Origin of the sequence: Hyalangium ruber (assembly GCF_034259325.1) — a bacterium.
Taxonomy (GTDB): Bacteria; Myxococcota; Myxococcia; order Myxococcales; family Myxococcaceae; genus Hyalangium_A; species Hyalangium_A rubrum.
Map to the genome: position 1 here is coordinate 1 of NZ_JAXIVS010000023.1, position 18,473 is coordinate 18,473.

The 18,473-nt window shown below is 66.0% G+C and carries 15 protein-coding genes; 4 read left to right on the forward strand and 11 right to left on the reverse strand.

What is annotated here, in order from left to right:
* From SYV04_RS40420 to SYV04_RS40430, 3 genes are all read right to left on the reverse strand, one after another.
* The coding region (locus SYV04_RS40420; protein WP_321551434.1) for an IS66 family transposase at positions 1-895 on the reverse strand (895 nt) is incomplete at its 3' end.
* Positions 896-911: 16 nt separating this feature from the next.
* Positions 912-1,292 (reverse strand): IS66 family insertion sequence element accessory protein TnpB, encoded by a 381-nt coding sequence (gene tnpB / locus SYV04_RS40425; RefSeq protein ID WP_321551435.1) that lies wholly within the window; start codon positions 1,290-1,292, stop codon positions 912-914.
* A complete protein-coding gene (locus SYV04_RS40430; RefSeq protein WP_321551436.1) occupies positions 1,286-1,690 on the reverse strand; it encodes a transposase in 405 nt (134 codons plus the stop codon). Before SYV04_RS40430 ends, tnpB begins: the two co-directional genes overlap by 7 nt.
* Before the next feature lie 830 nt (positions 1,691-2,520).
* Here SYV04_RS40430 and SYV04_RS40435 point away from each other — a divergent pair.
* The 4 genes from SYV04_RS40435 (at position 2,521) to SYV04_RS40450 (ending at position 7,186) form a co-directional block, all read left to right on the forward strand.
* Positions 2,521-3,339: a hypothetical protein gene (locus SYV04_RS40435; protein WP_321551437.1), complete on the forward strand. Its 819-nt coding sequence runs from the start codon at positions 2,521-2,523 to the stop codon at positions 3,337-3,339.
* A gap of 94 nt (positions 3,340-3,433) precedes the next feature.
* Positions 3,434-4,588: a hypothetical protein gene (locus tag SYV04_RS40440; protein ID WP_321551438.1), complete on the forward strand. Its 1,155-nt coding sequence runs from the start codon at positions 3,434-3,436 to the stop codon at positions 4,586-4,588.
* A gap of 119 nt (positions 4,589-4,707) precedes the next feature.
* Positions 4,708-6,072, forward strand: a complete 1,365-nt coding sequence (locus tag SYV04_RS40445; protein ID WP_321551439.1) for a S1 family peptidase — start codon at positions 4,708-4,710, stop codon at positions 6,070-6,072.
* A 343-nt stretch (positions 6,073-6,415) separates the two neighbouring features.
* Complete coding sequence (locus tag SYV04_RS40450) at positions 6,416-7,186, forward strand: DUF5953 family protein (protein ID WP_422724024.1); 771 nt, start codon at positions 6,416-6,418, stop codon at positions 7,184-7,186.
* A 35-nt stretch (positions 7,187-7,221) separates the two neighbouring features.
* Here the strand turns inward: SYV04_RS40450 and SYV04_RS40455 are convergent, their stop codons facing one another.
* The 8 genes from SYV04_RS40455 to SYV04_RS40490 form a co-directional block, all read right to left on the reverse strand.
* Positions 7,222-7,944, reverse strand: coding sequence for a DsbA family oxidoreductase (locus SYV04_RS40455; RefSeq protein ID WP_321551441.1), 723 nt, complete (start codon positions 7,942-7,944; stop codon positions 7,222-7,224).
* Positions 7,945-7,955: 11 nt separating this feature from the next.
* Positions 7,956-9,335 carry a heavy metal sensor histidine kinase gene (locus SYV04_RS40460; RefSeq protein WP_321551442.1) on the reverse strand — a complete coding sequence of 460 codons (1,380 nt, stop codon included), beginning with the start codon at positions 9,333-9,335 and terminating at the stop codon, positions 7,956-7,958.
* A complete protein-coding gene (locus SYV04_RS40465) occupies positions 9,332-10,018 on the reverse strand; it encodes a heavy metal response regulator transcription factor (protein ID WP_321551443.1) in 687 nt (228 codons plus the stop codon). Before SYV04_RS40465 ends, SYV04_RS40460 begins: the two co-directional genes overlap by 4 nt.
* Positions 10,015-11,412 carry an efflux transporter outer membrane subunit gene (locus tag SYV04_RS40470; protein ID WP_321551444.1) on the reverse strand — a complete coding sequence of 466 codons (1,398 nt, stop codon included), beginning with the start codon at positions 11,410-11,412 and terminating at the stop codon, positions 10,015-10,017. The genes SYV04_RS40465 and SYV04_RS40470 overlap by 4 nt, the downstream gene beginning before the upstream one ends.
* Positions 11,412-14,534 (reverse strand): multidrug efflux RND transporter permease subunit, encoded by a 3,123-nt coding sequence (locus SYV04_RS40475; RefSeq protein WP_321551445.1) that lies wholly within the window; start codon positions 14,532-14,534, stop codon positions 11,412-11,414. The genes SYV04_RS40470 and SYV04_RS40475 overlap by 1 nt, the downstream gene beginning before the upstream one ends.
* The gene (locus tag SYV04_RS40480) at positions 14,531-15,556 is read right to left on the reverse strand and encodes an efflux RND transporter periplasmic adaptor subunit (RefSeq protein WP_321551446.1); all 1,026 of its coding nucleotides are present in this window, start codon (positions 15,554-15,556) and stop codon (positions 14,531-14,533) included. The genes SYV04_RS40475 and SYV04_RS40480 overlap by 4 nt, the downstream gene beginning before the upstream one ends.
* 240 nt (positions 15,557-15,796) lie before the next feature.
* Positions 15,797-17,425 carry a cell wall anchor protein gene (locus SYV04_RS40485; protein ID WP_321551447.1) on the reverse strand — a complete coding sequence of 543 codons (1,629 nt, stop codon included), beginning with the start codon at positions 17,423-17,425 and terminating at the stop codon, positions 15,797-15,799.
* A gap of 156 nt (positions 17,426-17,581) precedes the next feature.
* Entirely contained in the window at positions 17,582-18,418 is an 837-nt protein-coding gene (locus SYV04_RS40490) for a hypothetical protein (protein ID WP_321551448.1), read from the reverse strand.
* Positions 18,419-18,473 lie beyond the last annotated feature (55 nt).

Consider the following 18,473-nt stretch of genomic DNA (forward strand, 5'->3'; position numbering starts at 1 on the left):
CATCCACCAGGACGACGCCCTCGTAGTCGCCCAGCACCGTGCGCGCCGTCGCCCCGGAGCGGCTGGGGTAGATGCGATGGAAGACGGTGTCGGGCGAGGCCACCGTCCACGCGTACCACTTGGTGCCCGGGCCCTTGTCCAGCAGGTACCAGTGCGTCTCGTCCGCGTGGATGAGGGGCGAGGTGAAGACCTCGGCCAGCAGCGCCTCGTAGGACTTCTGCAGGTGCCGGGCGAGCGCCTCGAGCTGGTCCCACAGCGTCTGCGCCTCCACTACCAGGCCCTCGCGCCCGTAGAGCCTCTCCTGACGAGCCAGCGGCAGGTGGAAGCCGTACTTCATGAGGGCCACGTGGACGGCGAAGTCTACCGAGTAGCGGCCGCCCGGAATCAGGCGCGGGGGGGCCGGTGCCGTCACGGGTGCGCAGCCCTGGCCGCAGCGGTACTTCTGCCGCTTCACCCGCCGCAGCAGGAAGCTTCTCTCGACGACAGTGATTTCCTCGCAGTCCTCGCTCTGGCCTTCCCAGGCATGCAGGCCGCCGCCACACAGGCCGCACACCCGGTCTGCCTCCTCCAGCGGCAGCAGCACCTCTTGCACCTTCAGCTCGGGCTGAGCCTTGGGGCCGTGGCCTCGCTGCGGCTTGGCACGCGGAGGCTTCGGCGGCCTGGCCCCCCGCTTCTCGCTGGAGGCGCCGAAGAGCCGCTGCTGCATGAGCGCCAGCTGCTCCTTGAGCTGCGTCAGCTCCAGCTGCAGGTGTGCCTGGGCGTCCTCGCCCTTGAGCCGGGCCACTTCCGCGACGAGCGCCTCGAGGCGCTGGTGCAGCCGGGCATTCTCCGCCTCCAGCAGCGCCGCCACCTGCTTGGCCGTCTCCAAGTCTCGCAGCTGCTCCACTCGCACCATGACTACCTGACAGGTGCTACAAGCCACTGCCTACCGCAAGGACTTTCTCGTCCACCGCCGGAGGCGACAGCTTCCACCGCCCCGCCAGCTCGCAGCCTTCCAGGAAGAGCGACAGCTCGCTCACCGTCAGCTCCACTGCCTGCGCCCCCTCGTCGCACCAGGGCCGGGCGAAGCGTCCCCGGAAGAGTCTCTTGGTGAGCAGCACCAGGCCTGTGCCGTCGAAGTGCAGCACCTTGGCCCGACGCCGGCACCGGCCCACGAAAAGGAACACGTCGCCCTTGAGCAACTGCCTTTCCAACTGCTGCTCAATGAGGGCGCTCAATCCATCGAAGCCCTTGCGCATGTCCACCGGGGCTGCGTACGCGAAGACGCGTACCGAACGCGTGAGCGTCAGCACCCCAGCTTCCCCAACAGCTGCACGGCGGCCTCCTCGCTGAGGCCCTCGACTCGCCAGCCTCCCGGTGACACCAGCGCCACCTGCTGCACTCCGGCCACCTCGGCTCGGGCGGGGCGCTCGCCCACGCGCACCGGCACCAGCGCCGCCCTCTTCTCCGCGGGCTTTGCACGGCGATGTCCCGCGGGACGGCCCTTGCGCCACTCGTAGAGCGTCGGCCCGGACACCCCCAGCTTCTGCGCCGCGTCCGTCACCGTCCCTCCCGCCGCCACGGTGTGCTCGGCGTAGCGCACCGCGAAGACGCGCAGCGCCTCAGGGAACGGCAACGAGCCACTGCGCCGCCCAGCCTTCAGCCGCTGCGCCTCCTGACGGAACTGCTCCAATTCCTTCTCCAACTCCACGGACCACCTCCTGGTGTGTGGCCGCAGGTGGTCTCACAAGAAGGAGAACCCGTCACGACGGGGCACGGCGAGGTCTTACGATACCTTTGAAGTCAAGCACGAGACTGCCCTTGTGCAGGTCATCGCGCTGCAGGAGCGCGCTGCTCCGTAAGCCTCCAGAAAACCCTTGGCCAAGAAAGCGGCTGTGCAGTTATTTCTCCGCCCGAAGCGCCCACTGCAAAGAGGTTCAGGAGACACCCCACCGGTTCTTGTGCGACAGTCCACGCCCTTGCTCGTCGGTCATATCCTCGCCGCCGCCCAGCCGAGCGCAGAGTCCATCCTCTTCTGTGTGGTCGCTGGCGTTGTGCTGATCGCCCTCACCATCGCCTGGGCGGTACGTGTGGCGCTGCGCGCCCCAAGGAAGCCTCTAACCACTGCGGCAACCGACGCCGGAGGAGCAGGCGAAGACGTGTGTGGGGAGAATCCCTCCAGGCAGGCACGCCAGGGCTGTTTTTGGGGGACGGGAGGTCCACCTCTGTCCAGCGTAGCCGCTGCTGCCATGCGTAACAGGGCCTCCATCTCTCCTATACTTATACTTTGATCCCTCCGGAGCACTGGGTTCCGGGTCGCATGAACGCCCCTCCACCGGCCCAGAGTTCCCCCCGTGGGGCACCCGTCAGCGTCCCTTGTCGCCCCCCTCTCCAGCCCACACCTCATTAGGCCTTCCATTAGCCCTATGCGTTCCAACAAGTTCCTACCCTTGAGGACGTCATGGCATCTCATCCCATCTATGCTCTACCCCCCCCAGGTTGAGTATAGTGCAAGGAGCAGGGCATCTTCGGGAGATCCTCATGCGACGTCCTTACCACCTAGTGGCCTTGCTTCTGGCCGCCACCACAGCGTCAGGCGACCCTCCCGAACCCGATGGGCTCTGCGACCCCTCTCTCAAAGTCGACCCACGCAGCGAGTACGGCTACACACAGAGGGGCGACCGGTGCGAAGGTCTTTATATCCAATCTGTCTCAGGGGCCGGCTTGGCCTTGCTGTCGCTGACCACGAGCATCGCGGACTACAGCGATTCCGAGAATGAGTCCCTGTTCATTCAGTGGCCTCGACTCTCGGCTGAGAAGCTAAAGCTCGACGGGGAGCTTCACATCCGGGTGTCCCGGCTTCACAAAGGCCAGTACTACCGGATGGACACCCGGAGCCCCTTTGCTGCGTCCGAGTACAGTTGGAACGCAGAACTGGTCCGAGCCCTAGTACCCCCTCGGGATCTTGGAATTCTCGCGCACAGCCGAAGCCCGCTGATAAGCGAGGAGGATGTCTATGTCCCCACGCTCTTGGCTCATTCAAAGGCGGACATTGTTCCGATAGAGCGATACAGGCTCGGCTTCTTTCCAGGAACAATCTTGGCGGAGGTCCTAGTGACGATCGCGCCCGTCGATGCCGTCGGCAAGATCGGCCCCCCCATCAAAGACATGGCGAAGCTCCCCTTTGCTCCCGTGCCGCCCTCTCTCCCACAGTTCCTGGAGCTTCCCACTGATTGGTTCTCCGAGACAGGGATCTACTGGGTTTGGATCTCCGCGAAGACCCGGGACAATAGCCCGCTCACGACCGACTTTTACCTCGTCCATGCGAAAGCCAAGCAAGCCCCCTCACAGAAAAGGTGAAGCCGCCAATCCTCCCACGGCTACGCCTGGAGCGCTAGGCATCGTACAGGTGCCAGCGCCCAGTCTGCCCGAGGCGCCTGCAGCACTAGATCCGATGCATCTCGTGTCTACTGCAGTGCCGCACGTTGCCGTAGAGGAGTGGGAGCAGAAGTTGAAAGCTGAGGCGCACGCCCTCATCCAACAGGAACTCACCCAGGAACCTGGAGTCAGCAAGCCCCGGACTCTGTCTGAGTTGCAGCTGCTCCTCGATGTGGCAGAACGGATTGCTCCCAATCGCAAGAAGTTCATCTATCATCCCATGGTCCTCCTCGTCGTCGTGGCAGTGCTCGTATTAGTGGGGATGACCTGCATTCGGATACAAACCACCGAGATCGAGCTATCTGCCACAATGTCAGGCTTCGACGCGACCCTTGGCAGGAAGTATCAACTGCTCAGGAACAACATTGAGGCTGCCTCTCTGACCGTGACAGGCGCCAGCAAGCTTCGACTTCCTGACGATGCAGGCCGTCCTTTGTCCCTCAAGCCTCAGGGAGAGTCAGGCTTGACGCTGATGGTGAACCCTGAACCTGAGGCCACCATGCCATCGACGACCATCAAGTTGCGCCCCTTCTTCCTACCTGCTAATGCGCGATTTGGACTCAGCGTCGCCTCCGCTCGCGACTTAGCCATCGACATCAAGCATCCCGAGGTGCTGCTGCAAGCGGACTTTGTCGGCCCAGTTCGCTTGGATGCGCTTGGCTTCGACTCCCGCTCTGTTCTTCTGAACGCTGCTGCAGGCCTCTCAGCCTGGAGCGGAGACGATTCACGCATTGACATCCAGGCTGCCCAGACACTGGACTGCATCATGTGTCTCCCCGTTCCGATCTCTCATCTCGCGTTCGACTCGACCGACGAGGGCTTTGATGGGAAAGAACGGATCGTGACGCCGTTCTCGCGGATCATCTCAGGAACGTTGGTGCTCAGAGACCTGGGGAACAAGGAGGTTCCTTTGCGCTTGGGGACGCCCGTCGTCTTGGGAATCCAGGACGGGGAACTGGGCCCTGCCTCCATCGATAGCGAGGGCAGGATCTCGATCGTCTTTCACGGCAACATTGATCGCCTGAAGATCGGTTCGGGCAACAATACTAAGAATCTCATGCCTAGCTATCTTGAGTGGGTCGCCGCCAATCAGAAGCTGGCGCTGATCTGGGGAGCCCTGGCATTCATCGTCGCGCTGACCATCTCTGTGTGGAACTGGTTCCGAGGGTAGTCATGAGAGCGGCTTCATTCACTGCCTTCGCGCTCGCGCTCCTTCTCGGAGGCCCCAAGGTGGCTCATGCACAGCCGAGCCCCTCGAACGCTACCCAGATCAGGACTCAAGATGAGTCCATGCGCATGGTCGTCATGATCAACGGCGCATCGAGGGGGAAGGTGCAGTTCGGCGCAGGGCTGATCATCGGAAACGTGGGCAAGGTGGTCTACGTCCTGACGGCCAATCATGTCCTTCGCAACGACCGCGGGAAGATGTTCGATAAGCTCAAGGTCCGGCTCTGGGCGCCCTGGAGCAAGCCTCAGTGGGTGGAGGCCGGGAGTCTCAAACCTCTCGCCTATGATAAGGAACTCGATCTCAGCGTCGCGGTGTTCGAACTCCCTGAGTCTCTTGGAAACTATCTGAGCCAGGTTTCTCTTCGCTGCCTGACGGACTCCGGGAATTTTTCCGAGAGGATGCCCGTCTCTTTTATTGGGCAAGGGGGCGGAATTCCCTGGTTCAGCTCCACGAGCGGCAACGCGCTTGTCAGGCCATCCTCCTCAGGCGAGAGGATCTTGTTCGAATCCAGCAATGTCGAGCCCGGCGCCTCAGGAGGAGGGCTGTTCACCCCGCAGTGGGAACTGATGGGTTTGGTTCAGGCGGTTTCTCCCAAGGAGGGCCAGGCTTTCCCTATCGACAAGGCGCTCGAGTGGGCAGCGGCACGTGGGTACCCTGTCTCCCTGAGGCGGCATGTTGCCATCTATGACTTCTCAGCGGACCCAGCATTTATCCCTGCTGATAGCACCACCACGCTCTCCTGGAAGGCCTCGTACGGAACAGCCTGCAGAATCGAGCCCAGAGTCGGAGTGGTCCCTGCCGTTGGCTCTGTGAAGATCGACTGGCTCACGGAGACCACCCGCTTCAGCCTTGTCTGCTCGTCCCCAAACGACCCTTTGCACATCGTTAAGGAGGTTCTGGTCGCGTTGCCCAGATCCCCACGCATCATCTCGTTCGTGTCTCAGAATGAGTTCGAGGCATACGATGATTCTCCCTCCAGTGTCAAAGCGAAGCGGAAGGCTGACGGAAATGTCACCTTGACGTGGGAGACAGAGGACGCCAGGAGATGCACTCTTGACGGGGAAGATGTACCCACACAGGGCCTGCGAATCGTCAAGCCTGTCACCGCTCGGAGCTACACCCTGGTCTGTTACAATGAGGGACTAGTAGACATGCGCGCGACGGTAGCGGAAGCAATCAATCCCCCTGTGGCCATTCAGTATTTTGGCGCCAAACCTGTGGAGGATAACGGCAGTAAGTTCTTGAACCTTTACTGGAACGTGGTCAACGGCACGGAATGCCGTCTGGTCGGAGGGGACCTCAATCGTGATGTCAGACCGAGAGACACGCTGAATGTCGCTCCTCCCAGGAGTTCCACGATCTATTACTTGAGATGTCAAGGTATTGGCGGTCCCGTCAGCCAATACATAACAGTGGATGCTCAATAACCCTCAACCACCGCACCACTTGCAACTCTTGCTCACGGCTGGTGTGCAGCCGAGCGTGAATCAAAGGGAGAGGCGGCAGATGTACTCTCCATTCAGCTCGCTCTGAGCAAGTACTACTGCCATAACCGTATGGTTTCCCTCGGAGAACGGCGTGCCAGCAGAGCCTCTGAGACGGGGCTTTCCCAAAGGGAAGCAGAAGTTTATGACACAGTAGTACTAGCGCGAACGTCCCGCCCAGCAACCCGGCCCCATCCAACCATCATCGGAGTGAGCAGTACCGCGCACAAACTCGCATTGGAGCGCGAGGATGAGCGACTGCAGATCGTCGTAACAGGGTGCTGAGATGACAGCGACACGAGACTGTCTCGGGATCAGGGTCTTCGCGCCTGCGCTCTTAGGAAACGACGGCCGTGCGCTCGCTATCGTCCATGGAATGGAACGGGCGTTCCCCGGCTTGCACCTGGGATGGAAGGTGTCCGAGGAGGGACGTCCCGTCGCGCTGCCTCGACGCGACGCATGGATCTCGGAAGTGACACCCGACGGAGGATTCCGCCTCGTATGCAACGGTGACGAGAGCTACCCCGTAACGATTAGCGCGTGGGAAAGACGCGCGGGGCCCGAGCCGCATGCGCAGCCCCTGCTTCAAGTCAGCGCGGAGCTACCGCTGGACGCGGCGACCATCGCAGTGGCGGTGGATATGCTGGAGGAAGTGGCGGAGGGTGCCCGAGCGCTGTGGGGCCATGCAACGCCAGACCGTGCGGTGGGGGAGATCGCGCAGCAGTCGATCCGTCCATTACAGGGCCCGCCCCGCCCGCCACGAGGGCTGCCAGTGCTCGCGCTCTCAGAGCGACTCCGTGCGCCCGAGATTCCGCATTGCCTTGGGTGGCTGAACTACTGGTCCGCCGCCACCGCACGGTGGCTGAACTTTCCAGATCCTGCGCGCGACGCGGAGTTGCTCTCACGTTCTCGGCGCACCGCCACGGGAGGGTGGCTCGTCCGACTCACGGACGAGCCCCTCGACCTCGACACCCCTGTCCACCTGGACGCCCTCCTGCGCGCATACGAACGCTTTCCAGAGATTGGCGGCCGAGGCACAGGAGCCTCCGGCGTATGACCGAACTCGAATCCTTCCGTCTGGGCGTGGCCGTCCTACGGCCGCTCGGGCACTTCGCAGCCGTCAGGCCCGCAGATGCCGGCGTCCGACTGGCCGGCGACGGAGACGAGCTTCTGCGGGTTCTTCTCACGCCACGCGGTCTCGAGCGCCTCCAGCAGCACCTCGACCGGCTGCGCGCCTGACACGCCGTACTTGCGGTCGATGACGACGAACGGCACCCCACCCGACCCCAACGAGCGGGCTTCGCGCCCGTCAGCGATCACCTTGCCGGCATAGCGCCTCGAGGTCATCGCCTCGCGCGCCGCCGTGGCGTCCAGGCCCAGCTGCGTCGCGAGCGGTGCGAGCGAGTCCACGTCGAAGATGGAGCGCGCCTCGGCGAAGTAGGTCTTGTAGAGCAGGCGCCACACCTCCTTGCCCTTACCGAGCTCCGTGGCCCAGGCGGCGAACTCATGGGCCAGCGAGGTGTTGCCGACGCGATTCTTCAGGACATTGTAAGGCGTCAGGCCGTCGGCCTGGGCCATCTGCTCGATGCGCCGGGTCATATCGACGACCTGCGTGTCCGACAGCCCCAGCTTGCTCTTCAACATGTCTCGCACCCGCTCCGTGACGCCGACGCGGGCGCTCTCGTCGAGCTGGAACGAGCGGTGGACGAGCTCCACCTCCCCCTCGTGGCCGAAGCGGGCGAGTGCCTGCTCCAAGCGGTGATACCCCAGCCCGCACCAGGGGCAGACGATGTCAGTCCAGATTTCGACGCGCATGGACAATCTCCTCAAGGAGCCCGGGCTGCTGGGGCGTCCGCGAGGGTGAAGCCTACCGTGTTGCCGCCCGCCGTGCTCGTCGCGAAGACGGTTCCGCCGTGCATCTTGGCAACCGCTCTCACGATCGACAGGCCCAGGCCGTGGTTGTCGCGGCTGTTCCGGCGCGCGCCGTCGACCCGGTAGAACCGATCGAACAGCCGCTCCAGGTGCTGCTCCGGAATCGGAGTTCCCGGGTTCGTGACGGCGATGCGCACCTTGGACTCCTGCTGTGCGATGGCCACGACGATCTCGGCGCCACGCTCGGAGTGCTCGATGGCGTTGAGGAGCAGGTTGCTGGCGGCCCGCCTGAACAGGGAGCGCTCGAACGGCGCGTGGGCATCACCCTCCACCCGCACCGAGACGCCCGCCTCATCGAGGAGCACCTCGAGGAACTCGACGGTCTTCGAGACCTCCTCCGCGGCAGACGTTTGGACCCGATGGAGCGCGGTCTCTCCCTGATCCGCGCGAGCGAGAAAGAGCATGTCGTTGACGATCGCCCGCAGGCGGTCGAGCTCCTCGAGGTTCGACTGGAGGGTCTCCTCGAGCTGCGGCGCGGTCCGCTCCTTCGCCAACGCGACCTGCGTCTGGCCGATGAGGTTCGCCAGCGGCGTGCGGAGCTCGTGCGCCACGTCGGCATTGAACCCCTCGAGCTGGGCGTATGCCCGCTGCACCCGGTCGAGCGCACCGTTGAACGAAGAGACCAGGTCGGCGAGTTCAGGCGGCAGGGGCGAGAGCCGCAGCCGCTGAGACAGGTCGCGCGGGCTGAGGGACTGGGCCTCCTGGGACAGGCTGCTCAGCGGCGCGAGCCCGACCTTGGCGATGCGGTGGCCGAGGAGCGCCACGAGCGCGACCCCGGCGAGGGAGAGCGCGACGAGCGCCCCAGCGAAGGCGTTCAGCGTGTCGAGGAAGCGCGTCGAATCGACCGCCGTGACGACCTGGACCGCGGGACGTTCCCCATTCGAAGCAAAGGACCGCGAGGACGCCTTCATCGAGCGGCCCTCCAGGTCGATGACAAAGGGCCCGCCGGTGTGGGTGCTCAACCGCTCGCGGAGCATCGTCGGCGCATCGCCGTACTCGAAGCGCGGGTTGGGGCTCATGACCCAGAACCGCACGCTGCCGTCGAGCGGCGTGAGCGCATCGAGCTTCGAGCGCAGCGACTGCCACTTCTCGGCGCTGTCGTTCCGGGCGACCATCATGCCCACGTACTCGAGGCGGGTGTTCACCTCGCTGAGCTGGTGGCGATCGAGCTCCCGCTGAAGCACGTGCCGCAGGGCAAAGCCCACCAGCGAGAAGACCCCCAGTGCGGCCACCGCGAACATCACGGCCAGCCGGGTGGCGATCGCGGCCTTCATGGCGCCTCCTTGTCGCCGCGCACCTCGAGCACGTATCCCATGCCGCGGATGGTGTGGAGGAGCTTGCGCTCATGGGGCCCGTCGATCTTCGCCCTCAGGCGCTTGATGGCGACCTCGACGACGTTCGTGTTGCTGTCGAAGTTCATGTCCCAGACCTGCTCGGCGATGACGGTCTTCGACAGGATCTGCCCTTCGCGCCGGGCGAGCAAGGCGAGCAGGGCAAACTCCTTCGCGGTCAGCTCGAGCCGGCTCCCAGCGCGGTACGCCTTCCGGCTGAGCAGGTCGATCTCCAGGTCCCCCACCCTGAGCTGGGTCGACTCCTGCGCGCGGCCGCGCCGGGTCACCGCCTGCAAGCGCGCGACGAGCTCGAGGAAGGAGAACGGCTTGACGAGGTAATCGTCCGCGCCCTCTCGGAGCCCATGGACCCGGTCATCGACCCGGTCGCGCGCGGTGAGCATGAGCACTGGCGTCTGCTTGTGCGTGCGAATAGCCCGGAGCACGGCGAAGCCGTCCATCTCCGGGAGCATCACGTCGAGGACGATCACGTCATAGTCGTGCTGCAGGGTCAGGGCGTGCCCCTCTGGCCCTGTCCGCGCCACGTCCACCGTGTACCCCTGCTCATGGAGGCCCCGGTGCAGATACTCGGCCGTCTTCGCCTCGTCCTCGACGATGAGGATCTTCATGCCGCCTCGGGGTTGGGAGGCATGAGCCCCATGGTCTGGTAGAGACTCACCAGGCGGAGCGACACGTCGGCGGTCGCCTGCACCGCCTGCAATTCGAGCGTGTAGAGGGTGCGCTCGGCGTCGAGGACTTCCAGCAAGGAGAGGGTCCCTTCGGTGTACTGCCGCCGCGCGAGCCCTACCGCCCGCCGCGCCGACTCGGTGGCGTCGGCGAGCTCACTCCGACGGAGCTCTCCCTGGGTGTAGAGGATGAGCGCCGTCTGGACCTCTTGGAGTCCGACGCGTGCGGTCAACTCGTAGCTCAGATAGGCCTGCTCCTGTCTCGCATCCGCAGCGTCGATCATGGCGCGAATGCGCCCAAAGTCGAGCAGAGGCGCGAGCAGATTGGCGCCGAGCGACCAGAGCAGCGAGGGAGCAGACAGGACAGCGGCCCCATCGCTGCCACTCTGGAGTCCGAGCATGCTGCCCAGGGAAATCCGGGGATAGCGAAGGGCCTCGGCCGCCTCCCGCCGAGCGATGGATGCGAGCAACCGGGCTTCGGCCGCCCGGACATCGGGCCGCAGGCCGACGACCTCCGTGGGAGTGAGGAGCACGCCGAGCGCGCTCGCGCTCGGGAGGGCCCCCGTCTCGGAGAGCACGCCGCCAAGCTCCTCGGGAGTCGTGGCGAGGAGCAGGACGATGCGGTGGCGCGAGGACTCGGCGAACTCCGCGAGCTGAGCGACCCGAGCCCGGGTCTCACCCCGGGCGGTGAGGGCGCGCTCGACGTCGAGGCGGCTGGCAATCCCCTGCTCGAACCGCGCTCGCGCGATCCGAAGCGTCTCCTCGGCGCCCTTCGCGTTGGCCTCCGCGAGGGTGTGCTGGGTGCGGTAGAGGCGGAACTCCAGGTAGGCCCTTGCCACCTCCGCGACCAGCGTGAGCCGCACGCCATCGCGATCGGCCACGGTCGCCGCCCACACCGCGTCCGCGGCGCGGGTCTCCGCACGCAGCCGCCCGAAGACGTCGGCCTCCCAACTCGCCTCGACGCCCAGCGTGGCGGCGGTGCGCTCCAGAACAGCACCTCCAACTCCCACGGTTCGACCGGTGCTGATGCCGGCGCTGCCGTTGAGCTGCGGGAAGAGCTCCGCCCCAGCTCCCTGACGCAGCGCGCGTGCCTCGCGGATTCGCGCATCCGCGAGGCGAAGATCCAGGTTCCGGCGCTCGGCCACGACGATCAGCTCATCGAGGACCGGATCACCGAACGAGCGCCACCACGCCGCGTCAATCGAAGCGCTTCGAGCCGTGGCGGGAGCGCTGACCCAATCCGCCTGGAGCTCGGCGGCACGCAAGCTCGGCGCGGTGGAGCCCGCGCAGCTGGTGACCGCGAGGAGCACGGCCATGAGTCGCAGGGACCGGCGCATCACGTCGCCTCCAGTTCCGACGACGTGGAGGGCTTCACGACGGACGGGCCGCGCAGGCGCCCGAAGAGGCGATCGAGCGCCAGGTACACGACAGGCGTCGAGTACAGCGTCAGGAGCTGGCTGACGAGCAAGCCTCCCACGATCGAGATGCCCAGGGGCTGCCGCAGCTCGGACCCAGTGCCGAAGCCCAGCATGAGCGGGATGCCTCCCAGGAGCGCGGCGAGCGTCGTCATCATGATCGGCCGGAAACGGACGAGACAGGCTTCATGCACCGCCTCTCGCGGCGCCAGCCCTCGCGTCCGCTGTGCGTCGAGCGCGAAGTCGACCATGAGGATGCCGTTCTTCTTCACGATTCCGATGAGGAGGACGATGCCGATCAGCGCCATCACCGAGAAGTCATGGCCCATCGCCCACAGGAGCAGGATCGCCCCAAGCCCCGCCGAAGGGAGGGTCGAGAGGATGGTCAGCGGGTGTACGAAGCTTTCGTAGAGCACCCCGAGGATGATGTAGACCGCGAGGAGCGCGGCGAGGATCAGGAACGGCTGACTGGCCAAGGACTCCTGGAAGCCGCGCGCGGTCCCTTGAAAGGATTGCGCGATCGCGGCCGGCATTCCGATCTCGGCCTCGGCCCGCTCGATGGCCGTGACCGCATCTCCCAGCGCAGCCCCGGGTGCCAGGTTGAAGGAGATGTTCACGGCCGGGAACATGCCGTTGTGGCTGATGGACAGCGGCCCCGTCGTCAGGGGCTCCAGCGTCGCGAACGCGGAGAGCGGCACCACCTCCCCCGTCCGGGGTGACCGTAGGTGAAGATAGGTGAGGCTCTGCGAGGTACCCCGCTGCTGCTTGTCGAGCTCGAGAATCACCCGGTACTGGTTGACCTCCGTCTGGTACTCGTTGATCTGCCGCTGCCCAAAGGCATCGTAGAGCGCCTGATCGATGTCGCGGGCCGTGATGCCGAAACGCGCGGCGGCGACCCGGTCGATCGTGAGGCGCGTGACGCTGGCGCCGAGCTGCAGGTCGTTCGAGACGTCGCGGAGCTGCGGGACCTGGGCGAGCTTCGTCGTGAGCTTCTCCGCCCACTCGGACAGCAGGGCGCCATCGCTGCTCTTCAGCGCGTACGTGTACTGCGCGCGCGAAGGGCCACCTCCCAGGTTGATATCCTGCGCCGGGCGCAGGTAGAGCATGATGCCGGGCACCTGGGCGAGCTTCGGCCGCAGCCGGTCGATGAACTCGGTGACCGAGACGTCCCGGTCCGAGCGATCCTTGAGCACGACCCAGAAGCGACCGCTGGAGGTGCTCTGGCTGCCGCCCGTCGCGCCGACGGCTTGCGCGAACTCCTGCACCGCCGGATCCTCCGCGATGATTTCGGCGAGCGCGGCGTGCTTGGCGATCATGTCCGCGTACGAGATGTCCTGCGCCGCCTGGGTCGTTCCCAGAACGAAGGCCGTGTCCTGAACCGGGAAGAACCCCTTGGGGACATACACGTAGCTCGCCACGGCAGCCGCCAACGCAAGTCCGAAGCCCAGCAAGGTGAGCTTCTGGTTGTCCAGCGCCCACCGCAGCGTCCGGTCGTACGCGTCGACGAGACGCTGCGCGATCCCGCGGTGCGACTCGCCGGAACCGTGCGCCAGGGGCTTCATGAACCGCGACGCGAGCATCGGAGCGAGCGTGAGCGATGAGACCACCGAGAGGAGGATCGCCGCGGTCATCGTCATCGCGAACTCGTTGAACAGGCGCCCGACGACTCCGCCCATGAACAACAGCGGGATGAACGCCGCGATGAGCGAGAAGCTGATCGAGATGACCGTGAAGCCAATCTCCGCGGAGCCAGCCAGGGCTGCCTCCCGCTGGTCCATTCCGGCCTCGAGGTGACGGTGGATGTTCTCCACCACGACGATCGCGTCGTCCACGACGAAGCCCACGGCGACGACGAGCGCCACCAAGGTGAGGTTGTTCAAGCTGAACCCCAGCGCGTACATCGCCGCGAAGGTCGCGACCAGCGCCACCAGGAGCACCGCGCCGACGATGAGCGTGGCCGACACCTGCCGCAGGAAGAGACCGATGATCACGACGACGAGAACGATCGTGATGATGAGGGTGAGCTGGACCTCGTGCTGCGACGATCGAATCGTCCGCGTGCGGTCATTGAGGATGTCGACCTCGACGCTGGCGGGGAGCTGCTCCCGAAGCCGAGGCAGGGCCTCGAGGATCCGATCGGCGGTCTCGACGATGTTCGCACCGGGCTGGCGGCGGATGATGAAGTTGAGCCCGGGCTTGCCGTTCTGCCAGGCCTGGACGTAGTCGTTCTCCGCGCCCGCGCTCACGCGCGCGACGTCACGCAGGTAGACCGGCGCGCCTTCGCGGTAGGCGACGACGAGGTCGTCATAGTCCTCGGGGCGGAAGATCTGGTCGTTGGTCGAGAGCGTCGAGACACGGGTCTCCCCAAAGAGGGCGCCCTTCGCCTGGTTGACGCTCGCCGCCTGCACCGCCGCCCGGATGTCCGCGAGCGTCAGTCCCTGCGAGGCCAGCCGTTCGGGTGACACCTGGATGCGCAGGGCGGGACGCTGCTGGCCGGTCATGTTGATCTCGGCGACACCGGAGATCTGGCTGAGCTGCCGCGCGAGCTGCGTCTCCGCGATGTCGCTGAGCTCGGTGAGCGGCATCAGCTCCGACTGGACGCGAAGGACGAAGATGGGGCTGTCGTTCGGGTTGACCTTGCGCCAGGTGGGCAGGCTCGGCATCTCCGACGGGAGCCGACCCGAGGCAGCGTTGATGGCGGCCTGTACCTCCTGGGCCGCCGTGTCGATGCTCTTCTCCAGGTCGAACTGCAGGGTAATCGAGGTCGTGCCGAGGGAGCTGGTCGACGTCATCTCCGTGATGCCGGGGATGGCGCTGAGCTGGACCTCCAGGGGTGTCGCCACGGCGGAGGCCATGGTCTCGGCGCTCGCGCCCGGCAGGCTCGCGCCGATCTGGATCGTCGGGAACTCCGCCTCGGGGAGCGGTGCGATGGGGAGGCGTGGGTAGGCGAAGAAACCCAGGAGGAGAACGCCCACCGTGAGCAGGGTCGTGGCGACCGGACGGTTCACGAACCAGCTGGAGAGACCGCGCTGGGAGTGAATCACGGGGCCGCTCCTTGCGCGGCCGCCCCACCAGCCGGGGTGAGCTTCACCACGCTCCCCGCTTTGAGGCGGGAGTGCCCATCGCTGACCACCGTGTTGCCGGGAGTCACGCCCGACGTCACGACCGCGAGCTCATCGTCCGCATAGCCGAGGGTGACGGGGACGACCGTGGCCTTGGCATCATCGACCCGGAACACGAACGGCCCCTGCAGTCCTCGCTGGACCGCACGTGCCGAGACGACGGTGGCGCCCTGGCTCTCTCCAATCCGGAGCTCGACGGTGACGAACTGGCCTGGCCAGAGCTTGCCTTCGGTATTCGGAAACTCCGCCCTCAGGGGAATGGTGCCGGTCGTAGGGTCGATCTGGTTGTCGATCATCGTCAGGCGCCCCTCGGCCACAGGCTCTCCACCTGCGCGACTGAACGCGATGACAGGTGCGCCAGCCGGCTCACGGAGCAGGGACTGCAAGCGCGGCAGATCGTCCTGAGGCAGAGAGAAGATCACCGAGATGGGATCGATCTGGGTGACCGTGACCAGCCCCTGGGTGTCGGACGCGCGCACGAGGTTGCCAGCGTCCACGCGACGCAGGCCCACCCTGCCCGTCACCGGAGAGGTGATGCGCGTGAACGACAGGCGAACCTGGGCTGCGGCGAGGGTGGCCTCGTTGGCGCGGAGGGTAGCCTCGAGCTGCTCGACCTGGGCTTTCTGTTGATCGACCGTCTGGCGTGCGATCGCCTCGTCACGGACGAGGTTGCCATACCGCTCGAGATCGATTCGCGCCGCCTGGAGCTGCGCTTCGTTGCGGGCCTTCTCCGCGCGTGCCTGCTCGACCTCGGCCACGATGGCCCGGTCATCGATGCGGGCCAGCAGGTCACCCTTGTTGACGTGCTGGCCCTCCTTGAAGGCGACCTCGGTGAGGAGGCCGTCTACCTGGGCGCGGATGACAACGCTGTGAAGCGACTGAACGGTGCCGATACCGCGGAGGAGGTGCGGGATGTCCCTGCGGGCGACCTGCTCGACGACCACGGGGACCGGCGATGGCCCCGCCGCGGCGGGTGGCTTCGTGGAACGGGAGAGCCACCACCCGCCTGCGCCGATGGCCAGGACTGCTACGGCGAGAAAAGGGAGCTTCCTGGCCCATACGCCACGGGACGGTTCTTCATTGGGAGCCATGCCCCAGTAGTCCTAGTGAACCGAGCGGGCACGAAGCTGACGCGAAGATGACAAGAATGTCAGCTACGTGCGGGACCGCCTGCGCACCCGGATTTACTGGCGGACGACGCGCTTGAGCCTGAAGGGCGAGGGGGCCTCGCTCATCGTGTAATAGCTCGTGCCGGTGGAGTCGTACTCAATGGCTTCGCCCTGGCCTTCCACGGTGTCCGTCAGGGATACGGGAGTGGCGGCGAAGGCGGTCTCGAAAGCCGCGCCCGAGGCAGCGCGGAACTCATACACCTTGCGGTAGGTGCGCAGCAGGAAGCGGTTGGCACACGGGTGGATGTTGCCCGAGGTGGCCGCGCCGTAGTTGGTGTCCGTGGTGGTGGGCAGTTGCAGGTTGGACACGAAGACGAGCGTGGACAGGGTGCCCGGCGTCGGCAGCGGCTGCGGGAACTTGTAGACCTTGCTCGCGCCCGAGTAGGACTTGGTGATGATGTAGATGTCGCCCGTGTTGGGGTGGACCATGATGGTCTCCGCGTCCTTGGGCGTGTCCGGGTACTGGAACGGGAAGGCCTCGGCCGTGAGGTTGCCGCTCGTCTGGCCCGCGCCGATGTTGGGCTCTGGGATGCGATAGACGGCGAAGGTGGACGGCGGCGTGGGGAAGTTGGCGCTCGAGCGGCCGATGTCCCCCATGTAGATGCACTGGCCCGAGGGACACGGCCCGGTGGCGACGTCCTCCCAGTCCGCGGGCGTCACATTGGACACGTTGAAGGTGCCCAGGGTGCTCGCATCGGTGGTGCTGATGGCGACGATGGCGGTGGTGTCCTCGTTGTGTACGTAGAGGGCGCCGGGGGTGAGGCGGCTGGTCGCGAGGCCCGAGGGCTCTACGATGGCCGTGGACGTCACGGTGCCCTGGGTGGTGTACGTGGTGGCGAACGTGTCGCCCACGGAGCAGGAGGAGGACGCGTTCGCCGCTCGGAGCGCGACGACCTGGGCGATGTTCGTGTTCGGGTAGGGTGAGCTGCCGTTGAATGCGGCCTGGGCACCCGCGGCGCCCAGTTCCTTGTAGGCCACATCGAAGAGCAGGCCGGTATTCTGGGACACGAGGCAGGTGTCGAGCGGCTCGGTGAAGCCTGTGGGCGGGACGATGGGGCTCACCGGGCAGGCCGTGCCGGCCCAGACCTGCGAGCCGAACCACACCGCGACGCCGTTGGCCGTGCTCGTGGTGAGGGCGGGCGTGTCGAAGCTGGCGACATTGCCGTTCTTCTGGCCGCTGTGCGTGTCGATGGGGTTGGTCGGGTCCGCGCCGGAGAAGGCCGAGATGCTGCCGGCCAGGTTGCTGGCGAAATCGAGCGTGAACGTGTAGCTGCCAGGCTCGGACGCGGTCGCGACCTTGTAGAAGACCCACGCCTTGATCTGCGAGGCGCTCTGGTCCGAGCGCAGCAGCGTCCAGCCCGTGGGCGGTGTCGCCACCGCGGTCGCGTTGTTACGGTTGATGATGCGCGCCAGGAGCACGTCTCCCGCCGTCGTGCCGGCGGGCTGCGTGATGGCCAGCGAGGCGTTGCCACTCACCGCCGCCGTCGCCGTGGAGCTGCTCCGGTACGTCACCGTGGACAGGGCTTGTTGCGTGGCGCGGACCTCGACGGGGCTCCCGTCCTGCTCCAGGGAGCCACACCCCACGAGCGCGAACAGCGATACCGCACACACCATTCGAGAGAGCTTCTGATGGAAGAGCTTCAAGGTGACTCCAGGCTGGGGGAATGCGAAACGGGTCTCTCCATACTCCGCCCGCTCGCCCTACCCTACCGTGGATGAAGCTCCGTGCCGCCGCCCGCGTCAGTCGCGGCACTCAAAAGCCGCGGCCCGGGTGAACGGGCCGCGGCCAACCGCTTCGAGTTACTCGCGGACCTTGAAGCTCCGCTCCTGGATCTGCCGGCCGAACGCCCCACCCCGGCTCTCCACCAGCGGCTGGAGGTGGCGCCCTGCCTTGAGCTTCTCGAGCGTGGCCGGGTTGATCTCCTCGGTCGCGGGGCCCGAGGTGATGCGGTACAGGCGCACGTTCAGCCGCTCCAGGTTGCTCCGCAGGTTGCGCTGCGGAACGGTCACCACGATCGTGGCCTCCTTCTGCACATGGAAGGCGTGACCCCGAAGGTCATCCTCCGGCCCTCCGAAGCTGTGGGCCTCGAAGAGCTCCGGCAGCGCCTCCACCGCCAGGGTCTGGGTGCCGTCGCTCACCTCGTACACCAGGTCACCCTTCGGCTCCTCGGAGAGCTTCGCCTCTCCCGGCAGCTCGGTGGCGCTCACCACCTCGGACTCGCCATCGGCCGTCACCCGCAGCACCACCCGCAGGTGTGAGCCGCTGGCCGGTGCCTGCCGGACCGGGTCCTGCTGCGTCCCACCGCGCGCCAGCGACGCCTGCACCTGTCGTCGGGGAGGCAGCTCGCCCGCGACCTGCCCCGGGCTCTTGAGGGCCTCCTCCATCGTCCGCACCTTCCCGCCCACCAACATCGGCTGGGCCTGGAGCTTCACCGTGCCGGGCTGGAGGTTCGCCCCGGGCATGGTGCCCGCGCGAGCCTCGCTCCGGGGGGAGGGCTGCGGCTGCCCCTGCGTGTGAACACCCTGGCCCCGGGGCATCTCCGGGGTGTGGGCGAAGGCCACCGGCGCGCTCAGCATCGCCAGCACCACGGGAAGCCCTGCTTTCTTGAACAACGACCTGCGGATCTCGAGAGACATGGATTCAAACCTTTCAAAGTTCATGGAAGCTTCAGTGCGTGTCGTGCGGTGGCGG

What these genes read in the sequence shown, in the direction of transcription:
- SYV04_RS40450 (WP_422724024.1), top strand. Translation starts at nt 6,416, where the DNA reads ATGACAGCGACACGAGACTGTCTCGGGATCAGGGTCTTCGCGCCTGCG.
- SYV04_RS40490 (WP_321551448.1), bottom strand. Translation starts at nt 18,418, where the DNA reads ATGTCTCTCGAGATCCGCAGGTCGTTGTTCAAGAAAGCAGGGCTTCCC.
- SYV04_RS40435 (WP_321551437.1), top strand. Translation starts at nt 2,521, where the DNA reads ATGCGACGTCCTTACCACCTAGTGGCCTTGCTTCTGGCCGCCACCACA.
- SYV04_RS40455 (WP_321551441.1), bottom strand. Translation starts at nt 7,944, where the DNA reads ATGCGCGTCGAAATCTGGACTGACATCGTCTGCCCCTGGTGCGGGCTG.
- SYV04_RS40460 (WP_321551442.1), bottom strand. Translation starts at nt 9,335, where the DNA reads ATGAAGGCCGCGATCGCCACCCGGCTGGCCGTGATGTTCGCGGTGGCC.
- SYV04_RS40440 (WP_321551438.1), top strand. Translation starts at nt 3,434, where the DNA reads ATGCATCTCGTGTCTACTGCAGTGCCGCACGTTGCCGTAGAGGAGTGG.
- SYV04_RS40470 (WP_321551444.1), bottom strand. Translation starts at nt 11,412, where the DNA reads ATGCGCCGGTCCCTGCGACTCATGGCCGTGCTCCTCGCGGTCACCAGC.
- SYV04_RS40465 (WP_321551443.1), bottom strand. Translation starts at nt 10,018, where the DNA reads ATGAAGATCCTCATCGTCGAGGACGAGGCGAAGACGGCCGAGTATCTG.
- SYV04_RS40445 (WP_321551439.1), top strand. Translation starts at nt 4,708, where the DNA reads ATGCGCATGGTCGTCATGATCAACGGCGCATCGAGGGGGAAGGTGCAG.